The organism is Pseudomonas sp. 5P_5.1_Bac1, assembly GCF_025466015.1.
Classification (GTDB): Bacteria; Pseudomonadota; Gammaproteobacteria; order Pseudomonadales; family Pseudomonadaceae; genus Aquipseudomonas.
Map to the genome: position 1 here is coordinate 1 of NZ_JANLNX010000070.1, position 22,182 is coordinate 22,182.

Annotated in this window: 15 protein-coding genes; 6 read left to right on the forward strand and 9 right to left on the reverse strand. The window is 63.7% G+C overall.

Going from position 1 to position 22,182, the window contains the following annotated elements; all coding sequences use genetic code 11:
* Positions 1-70: 70 nt before the first annotated feature.
* Positions 71-2,488, reverse strand: a complete 2,418-nt coding sequence (locus NTD82_RS15120) for a glucose/quinate/shikimate family membrane-bound PQQ-dependent dehydrogenase (protein ID WP_262129287.1) — start codon at positions 2,486-2,488, stop codon at positions 71-73.
* A 332-nt stretch (positions 2,489-2,820) separates the two neighbouring features.
* Between NTD82_RS15120 and NTD82_RS15125 the strand changes: the two genes are divergently transcribed.
* Genes NTD82_RS15125 through NTD82_RS15135 form a run of 3 tightly spaced genes read left to right on the forward strand, consistent with a single transcriptional unit; the run spans position 2,821 to position 6,406 of the window.
* The gene (locus NTD82_RS15125) at positions 2,821-4,389 is read left to right on the forward strand and encodes an MFS transporter (RefSeq protein WP_262129288.1); all 1,569 of its coding nucleotides are present in this window, start codon (positions 2,821-2,823) and stop codon (positions 4,387-4,389) included.
* Positions 4,390-4,421: 32 nt separating this feature from the next.
* Positions 4,422-5,225, forward strand: a complete 804-nt coding sequence (locus NTD82_RS15130) for an SDR family NAD(P)-dependent oxidoreductase (RefSeq protein WP_262129289.1) — start codon at positions 4,422-4,424, stop codon at positions 5,223-5,225.
* A gap of 53 nt (positions 5,226-5,278) precedes the next feature.
* On the forward strand, positions 5,279-6,406 hold the full coding sequence (locus NTD82_RS15135; protein WP_095155121.1) for an NADH:flavin oxidoreductase: 1,128 nt from the start codon (positions 5,279-5,281) through the stop codon (positions 6,404-6,406).
* Positions 6,407-6,473: 67 nt separating this feature from the next.
* Here NTD82_RS15135 and NTD82_RS15140 read toward each other — a convergent pair whose 3' ends face one another.
* Positions 6,474-7,853, reverse strand: coding sequence for a class II 3-deoxy-7-phosphoheptulonate synthase (locus NTD82_RS15140; protein ID WP_095155120.1), 1,380 nt, complete (start codon positions 7,851-7,853; stop codon positions 6,474-6,476).
* Between the two features lie 56 nt (positions 7,854-7,909).
* On the reverse strand, positions 7,910-8,947 hold the full coding sequence (locus NTD82_RS15145) for an EthD domain-containing protein (protein ID WP_262129290.1): 1,038 nt from the start codon (positions 8,945-8,947) through the stop codon (positions 7,910-7,912).
* 408 nt (positions 8,948-9,355) lie between these two features.
* Between NTD82_RS15145 and NTD82_RS15150 the strand changes: the two genes are divergently transcribed.
* Genes NTD82_RS15150 through NTD82_RS15160 form a run of 3 tightly spaced genes read left to right on the forward strand, consistent with a single transcriptional unit; the run spans position 9,356 to position 14,801 of the window.
* Positions 9,356-11,020 (forward strand): FAD-dependent monooxygenase, encoded by a 1,665-nt coding sequence (locus NTD82_RS15150; RefSeq protein WP_262129291.1) that lies wholly within the window; start codon positions 9,356-9,358, stop codon positions 11,018-11,020.
* A complete protein-coding gene (locus NTD82_RS15155) occupies positions 11,017-11,295 on the forward strand; it encodes a DUF2783 domain-containing protein (RefSeq protein ID WP_095155118.1) in 279 nt (92 codons plus the stop codon). Before NTD82_RS15150 ends, NTD82_RS15155 begins: the two co-directional genes overlap by 4 nt.
* Positions 11,292-14,801, forward strand: coding sequence for an indolepyruvate ferredoxin oxidoreductase family protein (locus tag NTD82_RS15160; protein WP_262129292.1), 3,510 nt, complete (start codon positions 11,292-11,294; stop codon positions 14,799-14,801). The genes NTD82_RS15155 and NTD82_RS15160 overlap by 4 nt, the downstream gene beginning before the upstream one ends.
* Before the next feature lie 66 nt (positions 14,802-14,867).
* Here NTD82_RS15160 and NTD82_RS15165 read toward each other — a convergent pair whose 3' ends face one another.
* The 6 genes from NTD82_RS15165 to NTD82_RS15190 form a co-directional block, all read right to left on the reverse strand.
* On the reverse strand, positions 14,868-16,262 hold the full coding sequence (locus NTD82_RS15165) for an MmgE/PrpD family protein (RefSeq protein ID WP_262129293.1): 1,395 nt from the start codon (positions 16,260-16,262) through the stop codon (positions 14,868-14,870).
* 75 nt (positions 16,263-16,337) lie between these two features.
* Positions 16,338-16,904, reverse strand: coding sequence for an acetyl-CoA carboxylase biotin carboxyl carrier protein subunit (locus NTD82_RS15170; RefSeq protein ID WP_262129294.1), 567 nt, complete (start codon positions 16,902-16,904; stop codon positions 16,338-16,340).
* A 23-nt stretch (positions 16,905-16,927) separates the two neighbouring features.
* Entirely contained in the window at positions 16,928-18,415 is a 1,488-nt protein-coding gene (locus tag NTD82_RS15175) for an acetyl/propionyl/methylcrotonyl-CoA carboxylase subunit alpha (RefSeq protein WP_095155114.1), read from the reverse strand.
* A gap of 2 nt (positions 18,416-18,417) precedes the next feature.
* On the reverse strand, positions 18,418-19,644 hold the full coding sequence (locus NTD82_RS15180) for a hypothetical protein (RefSeq protein ID WP_262129295.1): 1,227 nt from the start codon (positions 19,642-19,644) through the stop codon (positions 18,418-18,420).
* 12 nt (positions 19,645-19,656) lie between these two features.
* A complete protein-coding gene (locus NTD82_RS15185) occupies positions 19,657-21,165 on the reverse strand; it encodes an acyl-CoA carboxylase subunit beta (RefSeq protein WP_095155112.1) in 1,509 nt (502 codons plus the stop codon).
* A 225-nt stretch (positions 21,166-21,390) separates the two neighbouring features.
* On the reverse strand, positions 21,391-21,834 hold the full coding sequence (locus NTD82_RS15190; RefSeq protein ID WP_262129296.1) for a MarR family winged helix-turn-helix transcriptional regulator: 444 nt from the start codon (positions 21,832-21,834) through the stop codon (positions 21,391-21,393).
* Positions 21,835-22,182 lie beyond the last annotated feature (348 nt).

A 22,182-nucleotide genomic window follows, 5' to 3' on the forward strand; every position in this document is an offset into this window, starting at 1 on the left:
AACCCCCCCCCCCCCCCCCCCCCCCCGGGAAAACCGGGCCCCCCGCCGGGGGGGGGGGCCCGGGGTCAGGTCACGGCAGGGCGTAGGAGATGACGTAGTCGCCGCGGTCGGTCGACTGACGCGCACCACCGGCGGTGATCACCACGTATTGCTTGCCGGTCTTCGGCGAGACATAGGTCATCGGGCCGCCCTGGCTGCCCACTGGCAGACGGGATTTCCAGATTTCCTTGCCGTTGCCGCTGTCGAAGGCGCGCAGGTAGAAGTCCTGGGTGCCGGCGATGAATACCAGGCCGCCCTGGGTCGACAGGGTGCCGCCGAGGGTCGGCAGGCCGATCGGCAGCGGCAGGTGCATGCGGATGCCCAGCGGACCGGTGTCTTCGACGGTGCCGACCGGCACTTGCCAGGCGACTTGGCGGGTCTTCATGTCGATGGCGGTCAGGGTGCCGTATGGCGGGGCCTGGCACGGAATGCCGGCGACCGACAGGAAGCGGTTCTTGTTCACCGCATACGGCGTGCCTTTGAGCGGCACCGCGCCCATGCCGGTGTTCAGCGCTTCACCACCACCAGCAGCTTTGCCTTGGTTGGCCGACGGGATCATCTGGATCCACAGGCCCAGACGCATGTCGTTGACGAAGATGAAACCGTGCACCGGATCGGTGGACAGGCTGCCCCAGTTCATCCCGCCGAGGGAGCCGGGGAAACTCAGCGACAGGTCGGTGCCTGGCGCGGTGTAGAGGCCGTCGTAGCGCATCTTTTTGAAGTCGATGCGGCACAGCAGTTGGTCATACGGGGTGGCGCCCCACATGTCCGACTCGGTCAGAGTCTGCGCGCCAATCTGCGGCATGCCGGTAGAGCGTGGCTGGGTGGCCGAGTACTGCTCGTTGGGGATGTCAGCGGCTTTCACCGGGACTTCCTCGACCTTGGTCAGCGGCTGGCCGGTGGCGCGGTCGAGGACGAAGATCTGCCCGGCCTTGGTGCCGATCACTAGCGCCGGCACGGTGTTGCCGTCGTCCTTGGTGAAATCGATCAGGCTCGGCTGCATCGGCAGGTCGAAGTCCCAGAGGTCGTTGTGCACGGTCTGGTAGACCCACTTTTCGGCGCCGGTGCTGGCGTCGATCGCGAGGATCGAAGCGCCGTATTTGTGGTTCAGCGCAGTGCGCTCGGCACCGTAGATGTCGGTGGACGAACTGCCCATCGGCAGGAACACGGTGTTCATCGCCGCGTCGTAGGACATCGGCGCCCAACTGTTCGGCGTGCTGCGCACGTAGGTGCTGTCGCCGTTTGGCGCCTGCTTGTCTTCCGGGTTGCCCGGGTCGAACGCCCAGCGCATGGCGCCGGTGATCACATCGAAGCCGCGGATCACGCCGCCGGGCATGTCGGTCTGGACGTTGTCCGCAACGCGACCGCCGACCACCACGGTGGTGCCGGCCATCAGCGGCGCGGAGGACAGTTGATAGTAGGAATCGGGCACGTTGCCCAAGCCGGCCTTGAGGTCAACCTGGCCGTTGTTGCCGAAGCCCTGGCAGAACTCGCCGGTGTCGGCATCGACCGCGATCAGGCGGGCGTCGATGGTATTGGTCAGTAGGCGACGCTGGCAGTTGGCGCCGGCCGCAACCGTGGCCGCGATGATCGGCGAGCTGTTGGGCTGGGTCGGCTGCGCGACGGCCTGGGTGGCGTCGAAGTAGGCCATGCCACGGCAACGCTGCCAGACCTTGGACTGGGCGTTGATCTGGTTTTTCCAGAGCTCCTTGCCGGTGTCGGCGTCCAGCGCGATCAGGTTGTTGTGCGGGGTGCAGATGAACACCTTGTCGCCGATCTGCAGCGGGGTGAGCTGGTCTTCGGCACCGTTGCCGTCGCTGATGGCGACGTCGCCGGTCTGGTAGGTCCAGGCCACTTTCAGCTTGTTGACGGTGTCACGGTTGATCTGGTCCAGCGCGGCGAAGCGGCTGCCGCCCTCGGTGTTGCCGTAATGGGCCCAGTCTTTCTGTGCCTTGGCCGGGTCCACCGGCGTCAGGCCGGGACCGTTGCCGTTGGCGGCGACGCTTGGGTGCGCGACGAACATATTGCCCACCGCCCACACCAGCGCGATCGCCAGCACGCCCGCGACGCCGTAGGCACCGCGCCCGGCAGTGCCGCCGGAAGCGCGCACCAGGGTCGGGTAGACCAGCGCGACGACGAAGCCGATGGCGCTGAACATGAACAGGCGGGAGAACATTGGCCAGAAGCTGCGGTCGGTGTCCACCAGCGCCCAGACGGCGGTGCCCACCAGGAATGCCGCGAACAGCCAGGCACCGGCCGGCTTGCGCAGGGCAATCAACACCCCCGCGCCGGCCATCGCCAGGCCACCGATGAGAAAGTACCAACTGCCGCCCAGCGCGGTCAGGCGAACCCCGCCCGCGGCCAGTGCAAGGCCGAGCAAGGCGACGACCACGCCCAGCCCGATGAGGATGAATTTGCTGAGGCCAGAGGCCTGAGAAGGTTGATTCATGCGGAACATCTCGCTGTGTGAATGCGGGCGATTATACGCTTAGCTAGCTAATTAACCAGATGGTTCATCGACCTTATAGCCGATAGTCGAATGCCAGGACGGCCTGACGGCTCAAGGAAAGGTTAGTCCGGTTGTTGCGGAATACGCGGCGAATCGTCGAGAACCCTGGCACCCCCGCCGGTGGACGACACGCAATGAGCACCATTTTTTTGAGTTGCATGCGATCTATCAGCGTGAGAGCATAAATTTCGCGTTTTCTGCAATACCGGCCAATGGCCAGGACGACCTTGCCGAGGTCGATAGGATTTTGTTTGAGTCGAGGGCATGACTGAATGGGCATTTCTCAAGAGCTCCTGGAAGAACACACGCAACCCGTTCTGAAAAACCGATACTCCGTACTTATTCCGCTGTGCGCGGCCGGGATCATCATTCCCATCGTCTTTACCGGGCCTGCAATCGCCACGCCGATGATTGCCCGGGACCTGGGCGGTTCATTGCTGGAGTTGGGCGGGGTGGTCAACGCCTACAACGTCGCCTTCGGCAGTTGCGTGATGGCGGGAGGGGCGCTGGCAGACAGATTTGGTCGTAAGCGATGCTTTATTTCAGGGCTGCTTTTGTTTTTTCTCACGTCGCTGCTGATCGGACTCGCGCCCTCTATCACGTTCCTCAACGTGTTCCGCGGGATCGAAGGCATTGCCGGGGCGCTGACGCTGACATCCGCCTCGGCCCTGATCGCCCAGGAATTCGACGATCACTTGCGCTTGAAGGCCTTCAGTTTCCTCGGCACCTCATTCGGTATCGGCCTGGCCTTCGGCCCCATGCTGGTCGGCGTGCTGATTGCTCACCTGGGCTGGCGCGCGCTGTTTTTCGGTATTGCCCTGGCCTCGCTGCTGGTGTTCGTCTTCAGTTTCCAGAAGGTCAATGAGTCGCGTGATCCCAACGCCAAGCGTATCGACTGGTGGGGTATCGCCCTGTTTACCCTGGCCCTCGGCGCGCTGATCCTGGGGATTGTCTCGGGGCCGGAAAAGGGCTGGGGTCACGCCTCTGTCGTGGCGCTGCTGGCGGGCAGTGGCGTGCTGTTGCTGCTGTTCATCCTCGTCGAACTGAAATCGCGCGAGGCCATGCTCGACCTGAGCCTGTTCCGTTTTCCGCGTTTTGTCGGTGTGCAACTGCTGCCGATCTCCACCGGCTTCTGCTTCGTCGCTCTGCTGGTCTTTCTGCCGATCTGGTTCATTGGCATTCAGGGCTACGACGAGACGGAAGTCGGCCTGGCCATCCTGCCGCTGACCGCGCCAATGCTGATCGTGCCGTTCCTGGCCGGCTCGCTGTCGCGTCACATCGCTCCTGGATACCTGTGCGGTGCCGGCCTGTTGCTGGCGGCCCTGGGGCATTGCTGGCTGGCGCTGACCCTGACGCCGGGCGCAAGTATCTGGAGCATTGTTCTGCCGATGCTGCTCATCGGCATTGGCAGCGGGCTGCCGTGGGGGCTGATGGACGGCCTGTCCATGAGCGTGGTGCCGAAGGAAAGGGCCGGGATGGCCGCCGGTATCTTCACCACCATGCGCGTGGCGGGCGAGGCCGTGGCCATCGCCATCATTGGCGCGTTGCTGGTGGGATACACGGCCTCGGGCTTGCGCCAGTTGGCTTCTGAAAGCCCGCTGCTGGGGGCTTCGCAGACCGGCGACTGGGCGGGCCGGATCGCCAGTGGTCAACTGAATTCGGTGCTGGAGCAGGCGGCCAGTCCTGATAAGGGTGTGCTGGGGCAACTGCTGGCCACGGTCTATCAACAATCGTTCAGTGCGGTGCTGGTGTTGATTGCCGTGCTGACGGCGGTGTGTGCGGTGCTGTGCGTGCTGACGGTGAAAGTCGATAGCACGGGCGGCGCGCCGGTAAAGAACTGAACACTGGGTATACCAATCGTTGAGGTGGATAAATGGATTTACAACTATCGGGTAAACGCGCGTTGGTGACGGGTAGTAACAGCGGCATCGGCAAGGCGATTGCCCTGGCGCTGGCCGCCGAAGGTGTCGAAGTGGTCGTTCATGGCCGGCGACGGCCGGAAAGCGAGGAGGTGGTGCACGCTATCCGCCTGGCGGGAGGCCGGGCGGAATTGGCCTGTGGTGACCTGACCAACGACGACCAGGCGCAGCAAGTGGTCGATGCCGCACTGGCGGCGTTCGGCGGCATCGATATCCTGGTGGCCAATGCCGGCGCGTTCCCGCCCACGCCGGTACTGGAAAGCGAGGCAGCGGACTGGCTGAACCTCTACAACCAGAACGTCGGCTCGGCGGTGCGTCTGGTCCGGTTGCTGGCTCCGGGCATGATCGACCGCGGCTGGGGCCGGATCATTACCCTCGGCAGTATTGCGGCGACCCGCCCGTTCGCCAGTTTTGGCGCGTATGCGGCGACCAAGGCCGCCTGTGTCAGCCTGGCGGTGACCTTGGCCAAGGAGTTCGGTGGCACTGGCGTGACCTCCAATTGCATCAGTCCGGGGGATGTCCTGACCCCGGCCGCCGAGAACCACTGGCACTCGGTGGCGCAGAAGAATGCCTGGGAAGGCGACTGGGATGCGATTGAGCGCAAGATCGCCTCGGAGATTTCACCCACCCTGGTCGGTCGCCTGGGACGACCCCACGAGGTGGCCGACCTGGTGACCTTCGTCTCAAGCCCGAAAGCGGCGTATATCAATGGAGCGAACCTGCGCATCGACGGTGGATTCCTGTCCAGCACCGCGTAAGCGGTGGTGACGCGTGCCGTTCCTTTTTCCGCGAGTCAGTCCAGGAGCACACCATGAGTCAAGCGCGTGAATCCCAGCACCAAGCGCTGTTCAAGCCCATTGCGTTCGGGCCGCACACCTTGAGAAATCGAATAGTCATGTCACCTATGACCCGCCAGCGTTCACCGGGCGGGGTGCCCGGGGAGCAATCCGTCGCCTATTACCAGCGCCGGGCCGAAGGCGGGGTGGGCCTGATCGTCACCGAAGGCACCTGCATCGGCCACCCGGCCGCCAGTGGCTACAATAATGTGCCGGACCTCTTTGGGCCCCAGGCCCTGGAGGGTTGGAAGCGGGTGGTGGAGGCGGTGCATCAGGCCGGTGCGCGCATCGTCCCGCAGTTGTGGCACGTCGGTCCGATCCGCCGCCTCGGCCAGGCGCCGGACCCGTTAGTGCCCGGTTATGGTCCCTCGGAAATCAGCGAGGGCGGGGAGGTACAAGTGAAGGCGATGAGCCTCGATGACATCGAGCAGGTGATCGAGGCCTACGCACAGGCCGCGAGGGATGCCCGGGCCATAGGCTTTGACGGTGTGGAAATCCATGGCGCCCATGAGTACCTGATCGACAGCTTTATCTGGAGCCAGACCAACCAGCGCGATGATGACTACGGTGGCTCTCTGGCAAACCGCACCCGCCTTGCCGCACGAATCGTCCAGGCGGTGCGCGAAGCGACCAGCCCGGATTATCCGATCATGTTCCGTTTTTCGCAGTGGAAGATCAGTGACTACGGGGCGCGGATCGTCGATAACGCCGCCGAGCTGAAGGTCTTTCTCGACATCCTGGTGGAGGCCGGCGTCGATGTTTTCGACGTCAGTACCCGACGCTTCTGGGAGCCGGCCTTCGAGGGCAGCAGCGATAGCCTGGCCGCCTGGACCCGACGCCTCAGCGGCAAGCCGGTGATGATGGTCGGTAGCGTGGGCCTGGACAAGGCTTATTCCATCGCGCAACTGCGCGGCAATGAAAACCCCGACGCCGGGCAGGCGGACCTGGCGCCGGTAGTAGGGCAGTTGCAGTCCGGTGCGGTGGACCTGGTGGCCCTGGGACGGATGCTGCTGGCGGATCCTCAATGGCCGACCAAGGTGTTCGAAAACCGCCTGGCGGAGATCAACCGTTTCGATCGCGAAGCGATGCAGACGGAGATCTGATCGGCGGTAATTGAAAAGCCCATCCGACCACGGTCGGATGGGCTTTTTAGTGGCTGCGGAAAAGGTTTCAGAGGGCCAGTTCAAGGATTGCCGGTTCGGGCTTTTCGATCTTCAGTTTCTCGGCAATCAGAAAGGCCAGCTCCAGGGCCTGGGTGGCGTTCAGACGTGGGTCGCAATGAGTGTGGTAGCGATTGCTCAAGTCCGCGTCGCAGATGCGCTGTCCACCCCCGGTGCATTCGGTGACATCGGCACCGGTCATCTCCAGATGTACGCCGCCGGCATGGGTGCCTTCGGCCTGGTGGACATCGAAAAAACGCTCGACTTCGGTGATCACCGAAGCGAACCGCCGCGTTTTGTAGCCGGTGCTGGACTTGATGGTATTGGCATGCATCGGATCGACCGACCAGATCACCTCGCGCCCTTCGTTCTTCACTGCGCGCACCAACTGCGGCAGGCGTTCGGCGAGCACGTCGGCGCCCATGCGTACGATCAAGGTCAAGCGCCCAGGCTCGTTGTCCGGGTTGAGCGCATCGATCAGGCGCAACAGGTCGTCTTCCCGCAGGGTCGGCCCGCATTTGAGGCCGATGGGGTTTTTCACTCCCTTGAGGAACTCGACGTGGGCATCCTCGACACCCCGCGTGCGTTCGCCGATCCACAGCATGTGCGCCGAGCAGTCGTACCATTCGTCGCTGGCATAGTCGAGGCGGGTGAAGGCTTCTTCATAGTTGAGCAGCAGCGCATCGTGGCTGGTGAACAGCTCGGTTTCACGCAGCGCCTGGACAGACTCTGGCGAGACACCGCAAGCATTCATGAACTTGAGGGCTTCCTCGATCCGGCGGCCAATCACTCGGTAGCGCTGGCCCTCGGGGGCGCCGGCAATGAAACGGGTGTTCCATTGCTGGACATGACGCATGTCGGAAAAGCCGCTGCGGCCGAGGGCGCGCAACAGGTTCATGGTGGCGCTGGACTGGTTGTACGCCTGCAGGATTCGTTCGGGATCGGGCCGGCGAGCCTGCGCGTTGAACTCGATGGAGTTGATGATATCGCCGCGATAACTGGGCAGCGTCACCCCGTCAATGGTTTCGTCGGGGCTGCTGCGCGGCTTGGCGAACTGCCCGGCAATCCGCCCGACCTTGACCACCGGCACCCCGGTGCTGAACGCGAGCACGGTCGACATCTGCAGGAAAACCCTGAACAGGTCGCGGACGCCGCCCGGATGGAACTCGGCAAAGGATTCCGCGCAGTCGCCACCTTGCAGGAGGAATGCCTTGCCACGGGCGACCTGGGCCAGGCGAGCCTTCAGTGAACGGATCTCGGAGGCCAGCACCAGCGGCACGCTGCCGCGCAGTTGCGCCTCGACCGCGGCGAGACGCTCGGGGTCGGGATACTCGGGCAATTGCAGTACGTTCTTTTCACGCCAGGACGAGGGTGACCATTCATTGGGCATCGGTACTTCTCCGCTTGTTCCATAAGGGGATCGGGTGAATCAGGACGCTGCGTGCGTCAGGCGTGCGCGCTGACATCCCGTCGAGCAGGCGCGGGGCTGGCGGTGCGGGTTTCACCGGGCAGTTGGTTGATGACCTGGAAGGCGAGGCCAGTCCAGTACTCAGGTTGCTGCGTATCGATCAGTGGCGCCTGGGCCTGGGTGAGCGCGGCGATGCCCGGATCAAGCAGGAACTCCTCCAGGTCGATGATCGAACTGAAAGCGCTGATTGCCACGCCGTCGATGTCCTTGGCCACTTCGTGATAAAGCGGCTGGTCCGCGTCGACCGGACCGATGTTGTGCAATTGCACATAGCGCCTGACCAGGCGCTGGGTCGCCGGTTGCTCGAGCAAGCGGGGTGCGTATTCCTGTAGCCAGCGGCGCTGGAACTGGTCGCGGCTGAGTGCCCGGTTACGGCGTATCAGGCTGATCAACAGGATCGATTCGCGAGATGTCGCGCTGGGTATGAGGATGTGCTGACGGCACAGGATCGGGCACAGCTCGCGGAAGATCACCTGGTCTTCGGGGAGGATCGCCCGGGAGATTTCCTCGTGGCCGAAGGTGACTTGCAAGGCGTCGGTGTTGGCGAAGCCGAGGTACGCGATACCGTCCCAATCCGGGCGCGCGTAGGGCGGCACACGGCCGATCACGCTGTCGAACAGTCGGCCGTCGTTGTCGAGGGGCGGCAGGTAGGGCAGTGGCGAGAGGTGCGAAGGGCCTGCGCTGAGGCGGTGTATCTGGTCATAGCGCAGCAAGGGATGGCGGCCGTCCGCTTGGGTGGGCAGGGCGTGGGTGAAGCGTGGGCCGTGGGTCTTGCGCCAGTACTCGGTCCACTTTTCGAAGTTGAGGTTGGGCTGTGCCTCGAAGGCATTCACGGTATTGGCCGGGTCACCGAGCACCTCGCCATACAGGTCGAGCATTTGCAGCGGACCTTTGCGTCGCTGATTCAAAGGCGTGTTGTCGGCCCGTGACAACAGCGTGCACAGCACGGTCAGCGGTTCGGTGCCCACGGCGGAATCGAGTGTCGATGCCGGGTTTTCCTTAGTGATGTCGAGCATTGCATCTCCTGAATAAATCATCGCCCTTCCATGGACCGCGACGTCCAGGTACGCCTGGGCTTGTGTTCAACATGACTTCATGTCGAAAAAGAAAGTAGTTCACGAATAGATCGCTTGCAATATAGTTTTTCGGAGTTTTATGTCGAAGCGCTCCACCGCGCCTAAGCGTGGCGTTTTCGGGCTGTATCTCTTGTATCTATGGGTATTGATGGCCATGTGCTGGCGGCTTTTATCGTCTGGATGCACGCTGTGGCAGGGAAAAGTTACAGACTGATAAACGTTATAAACATAGTTTTTTACACTATAAAACTTCAAGAAAGGCGTACTTGCGTACTACGCGTCAGGGAGCTAACTTCCTTTGCCAGGACCTGCTTTAACGCGACAACTTGCCATCGGAGGCGACGATTCATGCACCAGCCGTCCAGCTTGATCTATTCCACTCCCCCGGATCTTCAACTCACTACGGCCCGAACGGTGCCCCTGGCGATTGTCGGTGCCGGCCTCGTGGGCTTGACCCTGGCGCTCGACCTGGCCCGGCGCGGCGTAGCGAGCGTTGTTCTGGAGGCCCGGCAGACGCTGACGGAAGGATCCAGGGCCATTGTGTTTGCTCAGCGCAGTCTGGAAATCCTCGGGCGCCTGGGGTTGCCGGAGAACTTGCGGGAAAAAGGCGTCGACTGGCAGCTTGGCCGGGTCTTCCACAAAGACCAGGAGATGTTCAGTTTCGACTTTCAGTTGGAGCCCGGCTTTGGTTATCCGGCGTTCCTCAATATCCAGCAAACCTATATCGAGGAATGGCTGGTCCAGGCGTGCCTGGCCACTGGCCTGGTGGAGTTGCAGTGCCTGAGCAAAGTGGTGGGCGTCGAGCAGCGGGCAGAGGGGGCGACCGTGAGTGTCGCGTGCCCCGACGGTGCCTATCGATTGCATTGTGACTGGCTTGTCGCTTGCGACGGCGCGCGGTCGGCGGTCCGCAGTGCGCTGGACCTGCCTTTTATCGGCAAGGTATTCGACGATCACTTCCTGATTGTCGATGTGGAAATGAAGCCCGACTTTCCCGCCGAGCGACGTTTCTGGTTCGACCCCCCCTTTCATCCCAACCATTCGGTGCTGCTGCACAAACAGCCGGATGACCTGTGGCGGGTTGATTTCCAACTGGGCGCCGACGCCGATCCGGCCGTGGAGCGCGAACCAGAGCGGGTCGCCAGGAGGCTGCGAGCGATGTTCGGCGAGCAGACGCCGCTACGCATCGACTGGATCAGTGTCTACACCTTCCGCTGCCGGCGATTGGAGAGCTTTGTGCATTCGCGGGTGGTCTTCGCCGGTGACAGTGCGCACCAGGTCAGCCCGTTTGGCGGGCGTGGCGGCAATGGCGGCATCCAGGATGCGGACAACCTCGGCTGGCGCCTGGCCGGAATCATCCTCCACGGTGCGTCACCGGCGCTGATTCACTCCTATGACGAAGAGCGGGTGTTCGCCGCTGACGAAAACATCCTCAACTCGACCCGCAGCGCGGACTTCATCACTCCGCCCAGTAGCGCCGTGCATGTATTGCGCGAAGCGTCCCTGGCGCTGGCCAGCAACACCTCCTGGGCTCGCACGCTGATCAATTCCGGGCGGCTGTCGAAGCCGGCGCGGTTGCTTGGCGTCGGTCAGTTCGAGCAGTTCGGCGAGCACGACGCCACCCGCATCGCGCCCGGGACGGCGAGCCCGGATGCACCCGTAACCGTTCACGGCAAGCCCGACTGGCTGCTCAACCATCTGGGCCGGCGGGGCTTTACCGTATTGCTGTACGAGCCTGGCCCGACGCCGGTAGCGGAGGCGATCGCCGCGGCCTATCCGGTCGATGTGCTGGTGCTGACTTCACGCAGGCCCGACCCGGGGCTCGATCAGGTGTGGGATCACACGGGCCTGGTCGCGTCGCGCTACGGCCTGCAACCGGGGGCGGTGGCGGTGATCCGCCCGGACCAGCATGTGTTGACCACCCTGAGCTTTCTCGATGTGGCCGCCATCGAGCGCGCCATTGCTATCGCTTCGGCCACTGAAGTGCCTGCCCACGCACAGGAGCATGTGTCATGAGCACGTTATCCAGCCCTTTGGCCACCAGCCTTGCCAGCGAGTGCCGCCTGAGCAACCCGGATGGCTACTTCCAGCTACTGACCGACGCCTGCCAGGACCTCGACGCATCGGCCGGGCATTTGCTGCATGCCCAGTTGGTGTTGCTGCTGATGAACCATATCGGCGATGAGGCCGTACTACGAGAGGCGATTGTGATCGCTCGCCAGGGATTGAAGCTGCTCAGCACCACTGCCCCCTATCCACAGCAAGCGCACTCTGAAGGGACTCGAACATGACTCTGGATTCGGCGTACGTGCTTGACTCTCGTTATCGGCGGGGTATCGAAGAGCCCGCCGGCAAGATCTTCCTCAGTGGCCAGCAGGCGCTGGTACGCCTGCTATTGGCCCAGGCTGCCGCGGACCGCGCGGCGGGCATCAATTCGGCGGGTTTTGTCAGCGGCTATCGGGGCTCGCCGCTGGGTGGCCTCGACCAGGAGCTGTGGCGGGCCAGGCCGTTGCTGGAAAAGGCCAACATCCGCTTTCAGCCGGGCATCAACGAAGACCTGGCGGCGACCGCGCTGATCGGCAGTCAGCGGGTGGAAAGCGACCCGACCCGATTGCACGACGGCGTCTTTGGCATGTGGTACGGCAAAGGCCCGGGAGTCGACCGTTCCGGCGATGCCCTGAAACACGGTAACGCCTACGGTTCGTCGCCCCATGGCGGCGTATTGGTGGTCACCGGAGATGACCATGGTTGCGTTTCGTCGTCGATGTCCCATCAGTCGGACCAAGCCTTGATTGCCTGGGGGCTGCCGGTGATCCACCCGGTCGGGCTCGACGATTATGAGTATTGCGGGTTGTGGGGCTGGGCCCTGTCGCGGAGTTCCGGGCTGTGGGTCGGGTTCAAGGCGATCACCGAAACGGTCGAGGCATCGCGTTCAGTCGAAACCGTCGAAGCGCCACGCTTTACCGCGCCGACTATCGATCCCGGACCTGACGGTCTGCACTGGCGCTGGCCAGACTTGCCAGGCATGCAGATTGAACGGCGGTTTTCCTACAAGATCGAGGCGGCGCGGAGTTTCATCCGCGCCAATCCCCTTGATCGGGTGGACGTGGCACCGGCCTTTCCCCGGCTGCTGATCGCGGCCGTCGGCAAGGCGTATGGCGATGTGCGCGAGGCTCTGGAGCGTGGCGGCGTGACACTGGACGCGCTGGAAAAGGCTGGGATCGCCCTGCTCGGCGTGCGGGTCGTGTACCCGCTGTCACCGGTGTTGGAATCCTGGGCCCGGCGCTGTGAGCGGGTGCTGGTCGTCGAAGAGAAGGCCGGCGTAGTGGAAGACCAGCTAAAGCGCGCGCTGTTCAACGCCAAACCGGAGCACCGGCCGCTGATCATCGGCAAGTTGGATGAACGCGGGCAACCGTTGTTGTCGGTCACCGAAGAGCTGCGGCCGTCACGGATCATGCGGGTTCTGGCGACACGTCTGGCGCCGTTTGGCCTGGCCATCGATGCGCCGCGCTACTGGATCGAAGGCCCGGTGTCGCGCGAACTTCACTGGCTCAAACGCACGCCCTACCTGTGCTCGGGGTGCCCGCACAACACCTCGACCCAGTTGCCGGAAGGCAGCGAGGCCCGGCTGGGTATCGGCTGCCATGCGCTGGCGGCGCGGATGCCCGACCGCGCGACCAGCGGCAGCGTGCAAATGGGGGGCGAGGGTGCCGACTGGCTGGGGCAGATGGCTTTCGTGGCGACCCCGCATATTTTCCAGAACATCGGTGACGGGACGTTTTTCCACTCGGGCTACCTGGCGATTCGGCAAGCCATCGCCGCCAACGCCAATATCACTTACAAGGTCCTGTACAACGACGCGGTTGCAATGACGGGCGGCCAGCCGGTTGACGGCAAACTGAGCGTGCGCCAGGTGGTCGAGTTGGTGCAGAGCGAAGGCGTGCGCGAAGTCGTGGTGGTGGCGGATGACCCGAGCCGCTACCCATCAGGCGAAGGCTTGCCGGAGGGCGTGAAGGTTTACCACCGTGACAGCCTGGACAGTGTCCAGCGGCGTTTGCGGGAATTGCGCGGCGTCAGTGTGTTGGTGTTCGACCAGGTGTGCGCCACTGAAGCCCGGCGACGGCGCAAGCGCTTGCCGCCCGCGAAGGTGCAGTCGCGGGTGGTGATCAACGAGCAGGTCTGCGAAGGCTGTGGCGATTGCCAGGTCAAGTCCAACTGCCTGTCGGTGGTGCCGGTGGACACCGAATTCGGCCGCAAGCGCAGTATCGACACCGATTCCTGCAACCTCGACCAGTCCTGTGTGAAGGGCTTCTGCCCAAGCTTCGTCACCGTCAGTGGCACGCCTGCCACGGCGCGCCGCAAGCAGTTGCCCGCCGAGGATGTGCTGGTCCGCGCCGGCGCCCTGGCGACGCCAGAACAGGTGGGCTTCGAGCGGACCTTCGAACTGCTGCTGACGGGCGTGGGCGGCACGGGTGTGGTGACGATGGCGGGCACCATCGCCATGGCCGCGCACCTGCAAGGGCTGGACGTGTCGGTGCTGGACTTTACCGGGTTCGCCCAGAAAGGCGGCTCGGTGTTCAGTCACATCCGTCTGGCCCGGAATCCACGGCAGTTGCACCAACACCGCATCGACCGGGCCTGCGCTGACGTATTGATCGCCTCCGACCTGGCCGTTGCCTCTGAAGATGAAGCCTTGAACGTGCTACGCCGGGGCAAGTCCCGGGTGGTCGCCAGCACCAGCGAAGTCCAGGCCGGCGCGATGCTGCTGGACCCGGCCGTGCGCCTGGAAACCGGGGCGATCGAGCAGCGCCTGATCGACACCGTGGGGGCCGAGCGCTATCAGTCGCTGGATGCGCGCAAGGTGGCGACGGCGGTGGTCGGCCCGATGCAGGCGAATATCCTGCTGTTGGGGTTTGCCTGGCAGCAAGGCGCCATCCCCCTGACGTTCGATGCCCTCGATCGCTCGCTGGAAATCTATGGCGGCGATGTCCAGTCCAACCGCGTGGCGTTTGCCTGGGGACGACTGCTGGCGGCCGATCCGGCCTTCGTCGACACTCAGATCAACCCGGCCCCGCAGATCCGCCCCGCGCCAGTGGTGTCGCAGGGCGAGACCCTAGCGCAGGTGGTGCAACGGCGTAGTGCGTTTTTGGTGGACTATCAGGATCAACGTTATGCCGCGCGTTACCGGGCGATGGTCGAGCAGGTCGTCCAGGCTACCGCGGGGTTGGGCGATACCACGCTGGCCCATGCAGTGGCCCACAACCTGTTCAAGCTGATGGCGTTCAAGGACGAATACGAAGTGGCGCGGCTGCACAGTTCGCCCGAGTTTCTGAAAAGCCTCGGCGAGTCGTTCGCCGGCCGGCCCAAGGTGACTTTTCATCTGGCCCCACCGTTGCTGGATGGCTTGCGCAAGCGCACGGGCGAACCGCGCAAGATCAAGGTCTCCGGCTGGATCATTCCGGTCTTCCGGGCGCTGGCGGGGCTGCGTTTCTTACGGCACACCGCGCTGGACCCGTTCGCTGTGCTCAAGGAGCGTCGGGAAGAGCTGCGCCTGCTCGAGACCTACCAGAACACCGTGCTTTCGCTGCTGCCGAAGCTGACCGCCGAAAACTTGCCGCTGGTGGTGAGTTGGGCGCGCCTGCCGGAAGCGATTCGCGGCTACGGGCATGTCAAGGCGCGTTCGATCATCGGCGCGCGGCAGCGCGAGAGTGAATTGTTGGCGCAGATCAATGGTGGCCCGCTGGAGCGCAATGAAGTCCGGCGCATCGCGGTGGTGGAGGTGGAAAAGGTCTATTGACGGCAAGCGGTCCCGGGGAAAACGACAACAGGCACCTTTGACAGGTGCCTGTTGTCGTTTGGGAGATTACAGCGGGGTGTGCAGGGCCTGGGCGAGTACCTGATAGGAAGGGTTGATCGCGTCGCGGTCAAAGATCCAGTCGACGATGGTTGCCGACTGTGCCCGGGCCTGGGCAGCGTCCGACCAGGCCAGGCACTTGTTGAACTTCGTCAGCAGCTCTTCCTGGCTCATCGGGTTCAGCGGGTTACCCTTGGCGTGGCTGACTTCGCCTTGCAGGACCGTGCCATCGGCCAGCTCGATGCGGATCTTGATCTTGCCGTGGGTGCCCAGTTCGGCGATCTCGCAGGACGGGTCGTGATCGGGGAAGATCTTGCGGCTCAGGGCGATCACCGCAGGCCGCAGGATCGCCTGTTCGTTGAAGTCATCGATGAACAGGTCGCCGCTGGTGAGTGCCGCGGCGATGTTGTAAGCCAGGCTGAAGCGCGCCTCGACGACCGTGGTCGGTGCTTGCTTGCGTTCGATCGGGGCGCTGACCAGGTCGAAGATCTGCCGGTTGGTCAGCACGTCGATGCGCACCACCTCCGCCGCCTGCAGGCGGCGCCCGCGCACCAGTTCAAGGGCCAGGGCCACCGCCGAGGTATTGGGCCGGCACGTGGGGTAGGGCTTGAAGGCAATGCCGTCGGTGTTGCTGAACGTGTTGCCCAGACCGGCCTCGATGGTGTCCAGTGCCGAGCCGGGTTCGAAGGCGTTGTAGTAGCCCCAGCGACCGGTGAGGAACTGGCTCGCGCCGGTAAAGCCGTTGGCCGCCAGCACCACGGCGCGCACCGCATTGGCCGCCACCAGGCCCTGCTGGTAGAACACCGTCGAGGCGCCATCGATCATGCACTGGGTTTCGCCCAGGGCACTGGTGTAGGCGATGCCCAGCGCGTGATGCAGTTGCGCACCTCGCAGGCCGTAGAGCTTGCCGGCGGCGGCCGTGGCGGCGATGACCTTGCACAGGTCGTAGCGACCGCTTTCCAGCAGGGTTTCCTTGCGGGCCCGGGACAGGCGAATGGACAGGTCCTGGCCGGCGACAAAGGCCGTGAGGAACGCCTGGCGGTCGATGGGCTGGCCGATCAGGTCGGCAATCGCCAGTAGCGGCGGCAGGATGGCCACGCTGGGATGGGTGCCCAGAGGGTCGGCGACGTCATCGAAATCCAGCACGCGGGCGGCCGCGCCGTTGAGCATCGCCGCTGCCGGCGCGGGTAGCGCCTGCTGACGGCCGAGGACCCGGCTTTGCGGCTGGCCACCCCATTGCTCGACGATTCCGGCCAATACCTTGACCCCCACATCGCGGGCACCTGCCAGTGACACACCGAGGGCATCGAGCAACGAACGGCTGGCGATTTCCAGGGAGGCGGCGTCGATTGAAGCAAAGGTCAGGTCGTCACAGTACTGGGTGACGCGGGCTTCTAGTGTCATTTCAGCTCCATTGAATATGAGAAAAGTTACCGGGTCGCGCCCCGTCGCGGCTGCTTCGGGGGCGTTGTGCAGCGCTCAATCCACCTTGGCGAAGGTGATCAGCAGTTGGCCGGCGAGGATGCCGTCGTCCTGTTTGATGTGCAGGGTCTTGATCTGTCGGCGACCGGGCGCGGACAAGGTCATGACCATCTTCATCGCTTCGATGCGCAGCAACGGCTGGTTCTCTTCGACGAGGGTGTCTTCGCTGACCAGCACTTCCAGCACGCGCGCGGGCATCGGTGCCAGCAAACTGCTGCTGAAGTGCTGGCGGGGCGTCGCGTCGCCATCCCCCCGGCGTTTGCCGCTGTGCCAGGTGAGGGCACGTTGGCTGCCGGCGTGGTTCAGGGTCAACTGTTGCGCGCCATTCGCGGTGACATGCACGGTCTTGCGTTGGCCGTCCACGTTCAGGGTCAGCCGGGTGGTGCTGTGGGGCAGTTCGTCCTGCTGCAGAACTTCCAAAAGGAGGCTGCTGCCATCGGCGAACACTGCTTGGTAACGCTGTTCGCCCAGGGCTTCGATGTGCACCTGTGCCGTGCCGGTGTCGCCTTCTGCGCTGCCGGCCAGCGTCGTGACGGGCAGGCTGTGCGCCGCTGATCTGCTCATGCGGGGTCGCTCCTTGAGGGATATCAGGCCAACTGCCAGTGGCTGTTGCGCCGGGTCCAGGCCGATGGTTGGTTACTTGCCGTGGCGGGCACGGGCGCGGCTGCCGGAGACAGCTCCAGGTGCCGCGCCAGTGCCGCCACGGCATGCAGCAGCCGGGCGTCTTCGGCGGGCAGGGCATGGGCCGAGGGAAAGTGATTGCAGATAGACAGGTCATACGTGCCGTCGACGAACGCCGGGTAGGACAACAGCCAGGCGTGCACCGGCAGGTTGGTGCTGAAGCCCGCCACCAGCCATTCCTCCAGCACGGCACGGGCACGCCGTACGGCAAAGGCACGGTTGTCGGCGCTGACGATCAGTTTCAGGCACAGGCTGTCGAACAGCGGCGACATCAGCGAGCCGATCTGAATCCCGGAATCGACACGAATTCCCGGGCCCTCCGGGATGCGGTAGTCGATGACCCGTCCGCCGGTGGGCAAGAAATCGCCATGGGCATTTTCGGCGCACAAGCGGAATTCGAAAGCATGCCCGTGAAATCGCACCTGCTCCTGGGTCAGGCCCAGTGGCTGGCCCTGGGCCGAACGAATCAGGTGTTCGACAATGTCGACCCCGGTGATTTGCTCTGTCACCGGGTGCTCGACCTGAATCCGCGCGTTCATCTCGATGAAGTAGAACTGTTCGCTGGCATCCACCAGAAATTCCACGGTGCCGACACTGTCGTAGTTGACCTCCCGGGCCACCGCCAGCGCCGCCTCATGCAGGCGTTGCCGGACCTCGTCACTGAGGTTCGGCGCTGGCGCTTCTTCGACGATTTTCTGGCGACGGCGCTGCACGCTGCATTCCCGTGTCCCCAGGTGCAGGTAATGGCCGTGCTGGTCGGCGAGTACCTGGACTTCAATGTGGCGGACCACTTCCCCGAGGAATTTCTCCAGGTACAGTTGACCGCTGCCGAACGCGCGGATCGCTTCATGGCGTACCTCGGCAAAGGCCCCGGAAAACTCGTCGGGCTGCGTCACCACGCGGATGCCACGTCCGCCGCCGCCCAGGGCCGCTTTGAGCAGGACCGGGTAGCCGAGGGCGTCGGCGGCACGCGCGCCAGTCTCGACGTCATCGTCGATGGTCAGGCCTGGCACCACTGGAACCCCGGCACGCTGGGCGGCGGCGCGCGCGGCAATCTTGTCGCCGGTGTGGCGCACGGCCGCCGCGTTGGGTCCGATGAACAGCAGGCCGGCATCTGCGCAGGCCTGGGCAAAGTCGGCGTTTTCCGCCAATGGCCCATAGCCCGGCGCCACGGCGTCGGCGTTGCTGTCCAGGGCCGCGTCGATCACGGTCTGGATCAGCGTCGCGGGATCCCAGGCTTGCACGCGGACCGAGCTGTCGGCCGCAAGAACAAAGGGCGCCTGGTCATCGTCGGCGCTGTAGATCACCACGGTCTCGATGCCCAGCAGTTGGCAGGTGCGGATAAAACGGTGGGCGATTTCTCCACGGCAGCAGATCAGAACGCGACGAACCATCGTCATACCTCCGCCAGTCGAGCAGGCGTTGCCCCGGCACTCTGGCCACGGCCCAGCGTGGTGTGGGCGCGGGTGAACTCGCCGGCGCTGACGGCGCCCGCCACTGAGACTTCGCCCGCCAGGGCTACGGCGGCGGCGATTTCCGCCAGCTTGCGGGCGTCGTCCGTGCAACCCAGCATCTGCAGGCACTCTTGCTGCGCGGGCAGGCGCGTGCCGCCACCAACGGTGCCGACAATCAGGTTGGGCAGGGTTACGCTGGCGAGCAGGTCGCCATTGTCCAGCACGTCGAAGGTGGTGCAGGCGTTTTTGAACGACACCGTGACGAACGCGGGGTCTTGCCCGCAGGCAATGAACAGCGCGGTCAGCGCATTGGCAATATGGATGTTCGGCGCGGTCGCGCCGCGTTGCGCGAGCAGGCTGTTGCAGGCATGCAGGAAGCGTTGCATGCGCAGCGGCGTGGTGCGCAGGCGCTGTTCCACCAGTGCCTTGGGAATTCTCACGCTGGCAGACACATAACGGCCCTTGGCCTGGTCGGCCACGAAGCGCTTGTCACCGCCCAGGGTGTTGAAATAGTAATCCACCCACTCCGGGCATTGGTTCTTGATATAGCGGCAGGCGGCTTCGTTGGCTTTGGTGGCCATGTTCAGGCCCATCGCGTCGCCGGTTTCGTAGGTGAACGCCAGACCCACCAGATCGCCCTGGAATAGCGGCGATACCTCCAGCAGGCGTGCATGGTTGCTGGTGGCGTTGGCCGTTTCGACGATCTCGACCATGTGCGCCCTGAGCCAACTGTCGAACCGCGGCGCATCACTGGGGTCGTGCAGGACGAACGCGGAAATCTTGGTCAGCGCGTCGCCCAGAAACCGATACGCGGGCTGTCCGGGCGAAGGCTGGGCGTTGTCCAGGCTGGTGATATTGCAGCCGCCACTGTCGGTGATCAGGTTCATGCCGCGGGAGAAAGATGCCACCAACGCACCTTCGGTGGTCGCCAGCGGCACGATGAACTCGCCTTTGGCTCGTTCGCCATTCATCAGCAGCGGCCCGGCAATGCCCAGAGGCGTGCCGACGAAGCCGATGAAGTTTTCACAGGTGCCCTTGACCTGCTCGCCACTGATTGCCGCTCCGCCGATATAGGGAAGGCGGGTATCCGTCTGCTCGGCGACCCAGGCCAGGCGTCGGGCGATCTGGTCTTCGTGATAGTCGTTGCTGGGGTCCCTTGGAATAGCCATGACCGTGCTCCTTCACAGTTGGATGTTCGAATGTCTTCTACCCGGCAGCCCCGGGATCTTGTCTTGCAAGAGGGTGAAATTGGCGATCAGCGTATTGCGTAGATGCTCGGGCTCGACTAGGCCTTCGATGTAGGTGCGGCTGGCCGAATACTCGGCGCTGGCGTGGGCCTGGCGGTAGTCATCGATCAGGGTTTCCCGGCGTGCTTGGGGATCGGCGGATGCGGCAATGTCCTTGCGGAAAATCACGTCGACTGCGCCCTCCGGGCCCATTACCGAGATTTCCGCGCCGGGCAGAGCGAAGATCAGGTCGGTGGCCGAACGGTTGGCCAGCGTGGGATAAGCGCCGCCGTAGGCTTTGCGCAGGACCACGGCGATTTTCGGCACACTGGCTTCGCAATACGCGTGCATCAGCTTGGCGCCCGCACCAATCACGTTCGAGCGTTCCTGCTGCCGCCCCGGCAGGTAGCCGGGCACATCGATCAAGGTCAGCAGCGCAATCCCGAAGGCATCGCACAACCGCACGAAGCGCGCGGCCTTGGTCGAGGCGTTGATGTCCAGGCAGCCCGCCAGCCAGGACGGTTGGTTGGCGATGATGCCGATGCTCTTGCCGCCCAGCCGGGCGAAACCGATCACGATATTGCGGGCGAAGAGCGGCTGTACTTCGAGGAACGACTGCTCATCGACGAAGCCGTCGATCAGTTGGCGGACATCGAACGGCAGGTTTTTTTCGCGGGGAACCAGGCTAGCCACGGCGGGGGTCAGGTAACGCTGGGTCGTCGGACCCTCCACATGCGGAGGGTACGCGGTGTTGTTTTGCGGCAGGTACGACAGCAGTTGCCGGGTCAGATCCAGTGCCGCCTCGACACTGTCCACGAGGAAATGGGCCAGCCCGGTTTCGCTGGCATGCATGAACCCGCCACCGATTTCTTCCTTGGTCACTTCCTCGCCGGTGGCGCGCCGGATCACCGCGGGGCCGGTCAGGAACAGCGCTGACTGGTTGTCGATCATGATGATGAAGTCCGTCAGCGCCGGGGTGTAGGCGGCGCCGCCGATGCAGTCGCCGAGGACGACGGAAATCTGCGGCACCACCCCCGAGGCCCTGACAGTCTTGTAGAACACATGGCTGAATTGCGAATCGGCGTCCACACCTTCATGGATGCGCAGGCCGGATGAATGATTGAGGGCGATCACCGGGACCCCGGTGCGCAGGGCGATGTCCAGAACCTTGCCGATTTTCAGGGCGTGGATGCGGCTCGAACTGCCGCCCATGAAACTGCCGTCATGGCCGTAGACGATAACGGGGCGACCGTCGATGGTGCCATGGCCGGTGGCGATGCCGTCACCGCGGGTCTTGCGGGCAGCGGCGCCGAAATGCACGCAATCGTGCTCGGCCTGGGCGTCCAGTTCCTGGAAGCTCTCGGGGTCGAGCAGGTCGATGATCTGTTGCCGGTGCACAGCGGGGGTGGGAGCGGGAACTGTCCGTTCACGAGTAGCGTCCCTGACTTCAAGCGAATCTGACATGAATGGGCTCCACGGGCTGATAAAAGCATGACGAACGCCGTCCCTTGGCTTGCTCGCAGAAAGGCGCTCTATGGATTGAAGCTGGCGATAATCGGATGCTGCACGACGATGCTAGATCTCATGCGAGCTATTCGCAAGTATTGCTAGAAGGAGTTTTCATGGAGCGAAAGGGGATGCGGGGAGGGGAATGCGCCGGGTGTGGGGAAGGCTCCGGCGCGGAAGGGGTCAGTCGGCGGCGGCCGTGATGATCTTGTCAAATACCCCGTCGACAATCGCAAGGTGTTCGGAGGGCACGCCATCCAGCAGCTTGGCGCGGATGTGCCTGACGACCAACTCAGCCTGTTCCGCCAGCTTGCGACCGGCGTCTGTCAGATAGAGCGCCTTGGCACGACGGTCGGAAGGGTCGTCGCGACGTACCACCAGGCCGGCACTTTCCAGTTGATCGAGCAAGCGCACCAGGGACTGTCCTTCAAGCCCCATGTGATCGGCGAGGGTGCGCTGGCGCAGGCCTTCGCCCAATTTATTGATGAGCCACAACGGGGTGGTGGTGGCCTCGGACAGATTGAGCTTGCTCAATTCTTCGTCGGATACCTTGCGCCAGACCCTGGCAGCTCGCTGCAGGCGCAGACAAAACGTATCGTCTGCAAGGGAACGTAAGCTTGAATACATCGCTACACCTATTGTTGTATTTGATCGCCGCTTCTCCGGTGGTCGTGGCCGAAGCAGCCTGCCCGCCGGTTCACGATGGGACAACGGGCCAGCTGCGATGCCTTGGCGGCTAATCGCGTGATTTAAAGTGGGTACAAGCGAACAGTCAGGATGTATAGACATCCTGACTGTAGCAGAGCGCCCACGTGTACGCCGATTCACCCCGCTTGCCGGTGATCCGGGCGTCGGCCGCCATTATCGAGGTTTTTCAGCCTTTTCACAGGCGAAAATTCGCCTTCTGCCTCGTCCGTTAGTGGCAAATGAAGAATTTTACGACCTTGCGTATTGATCGTTCGCGTACTAATTTTC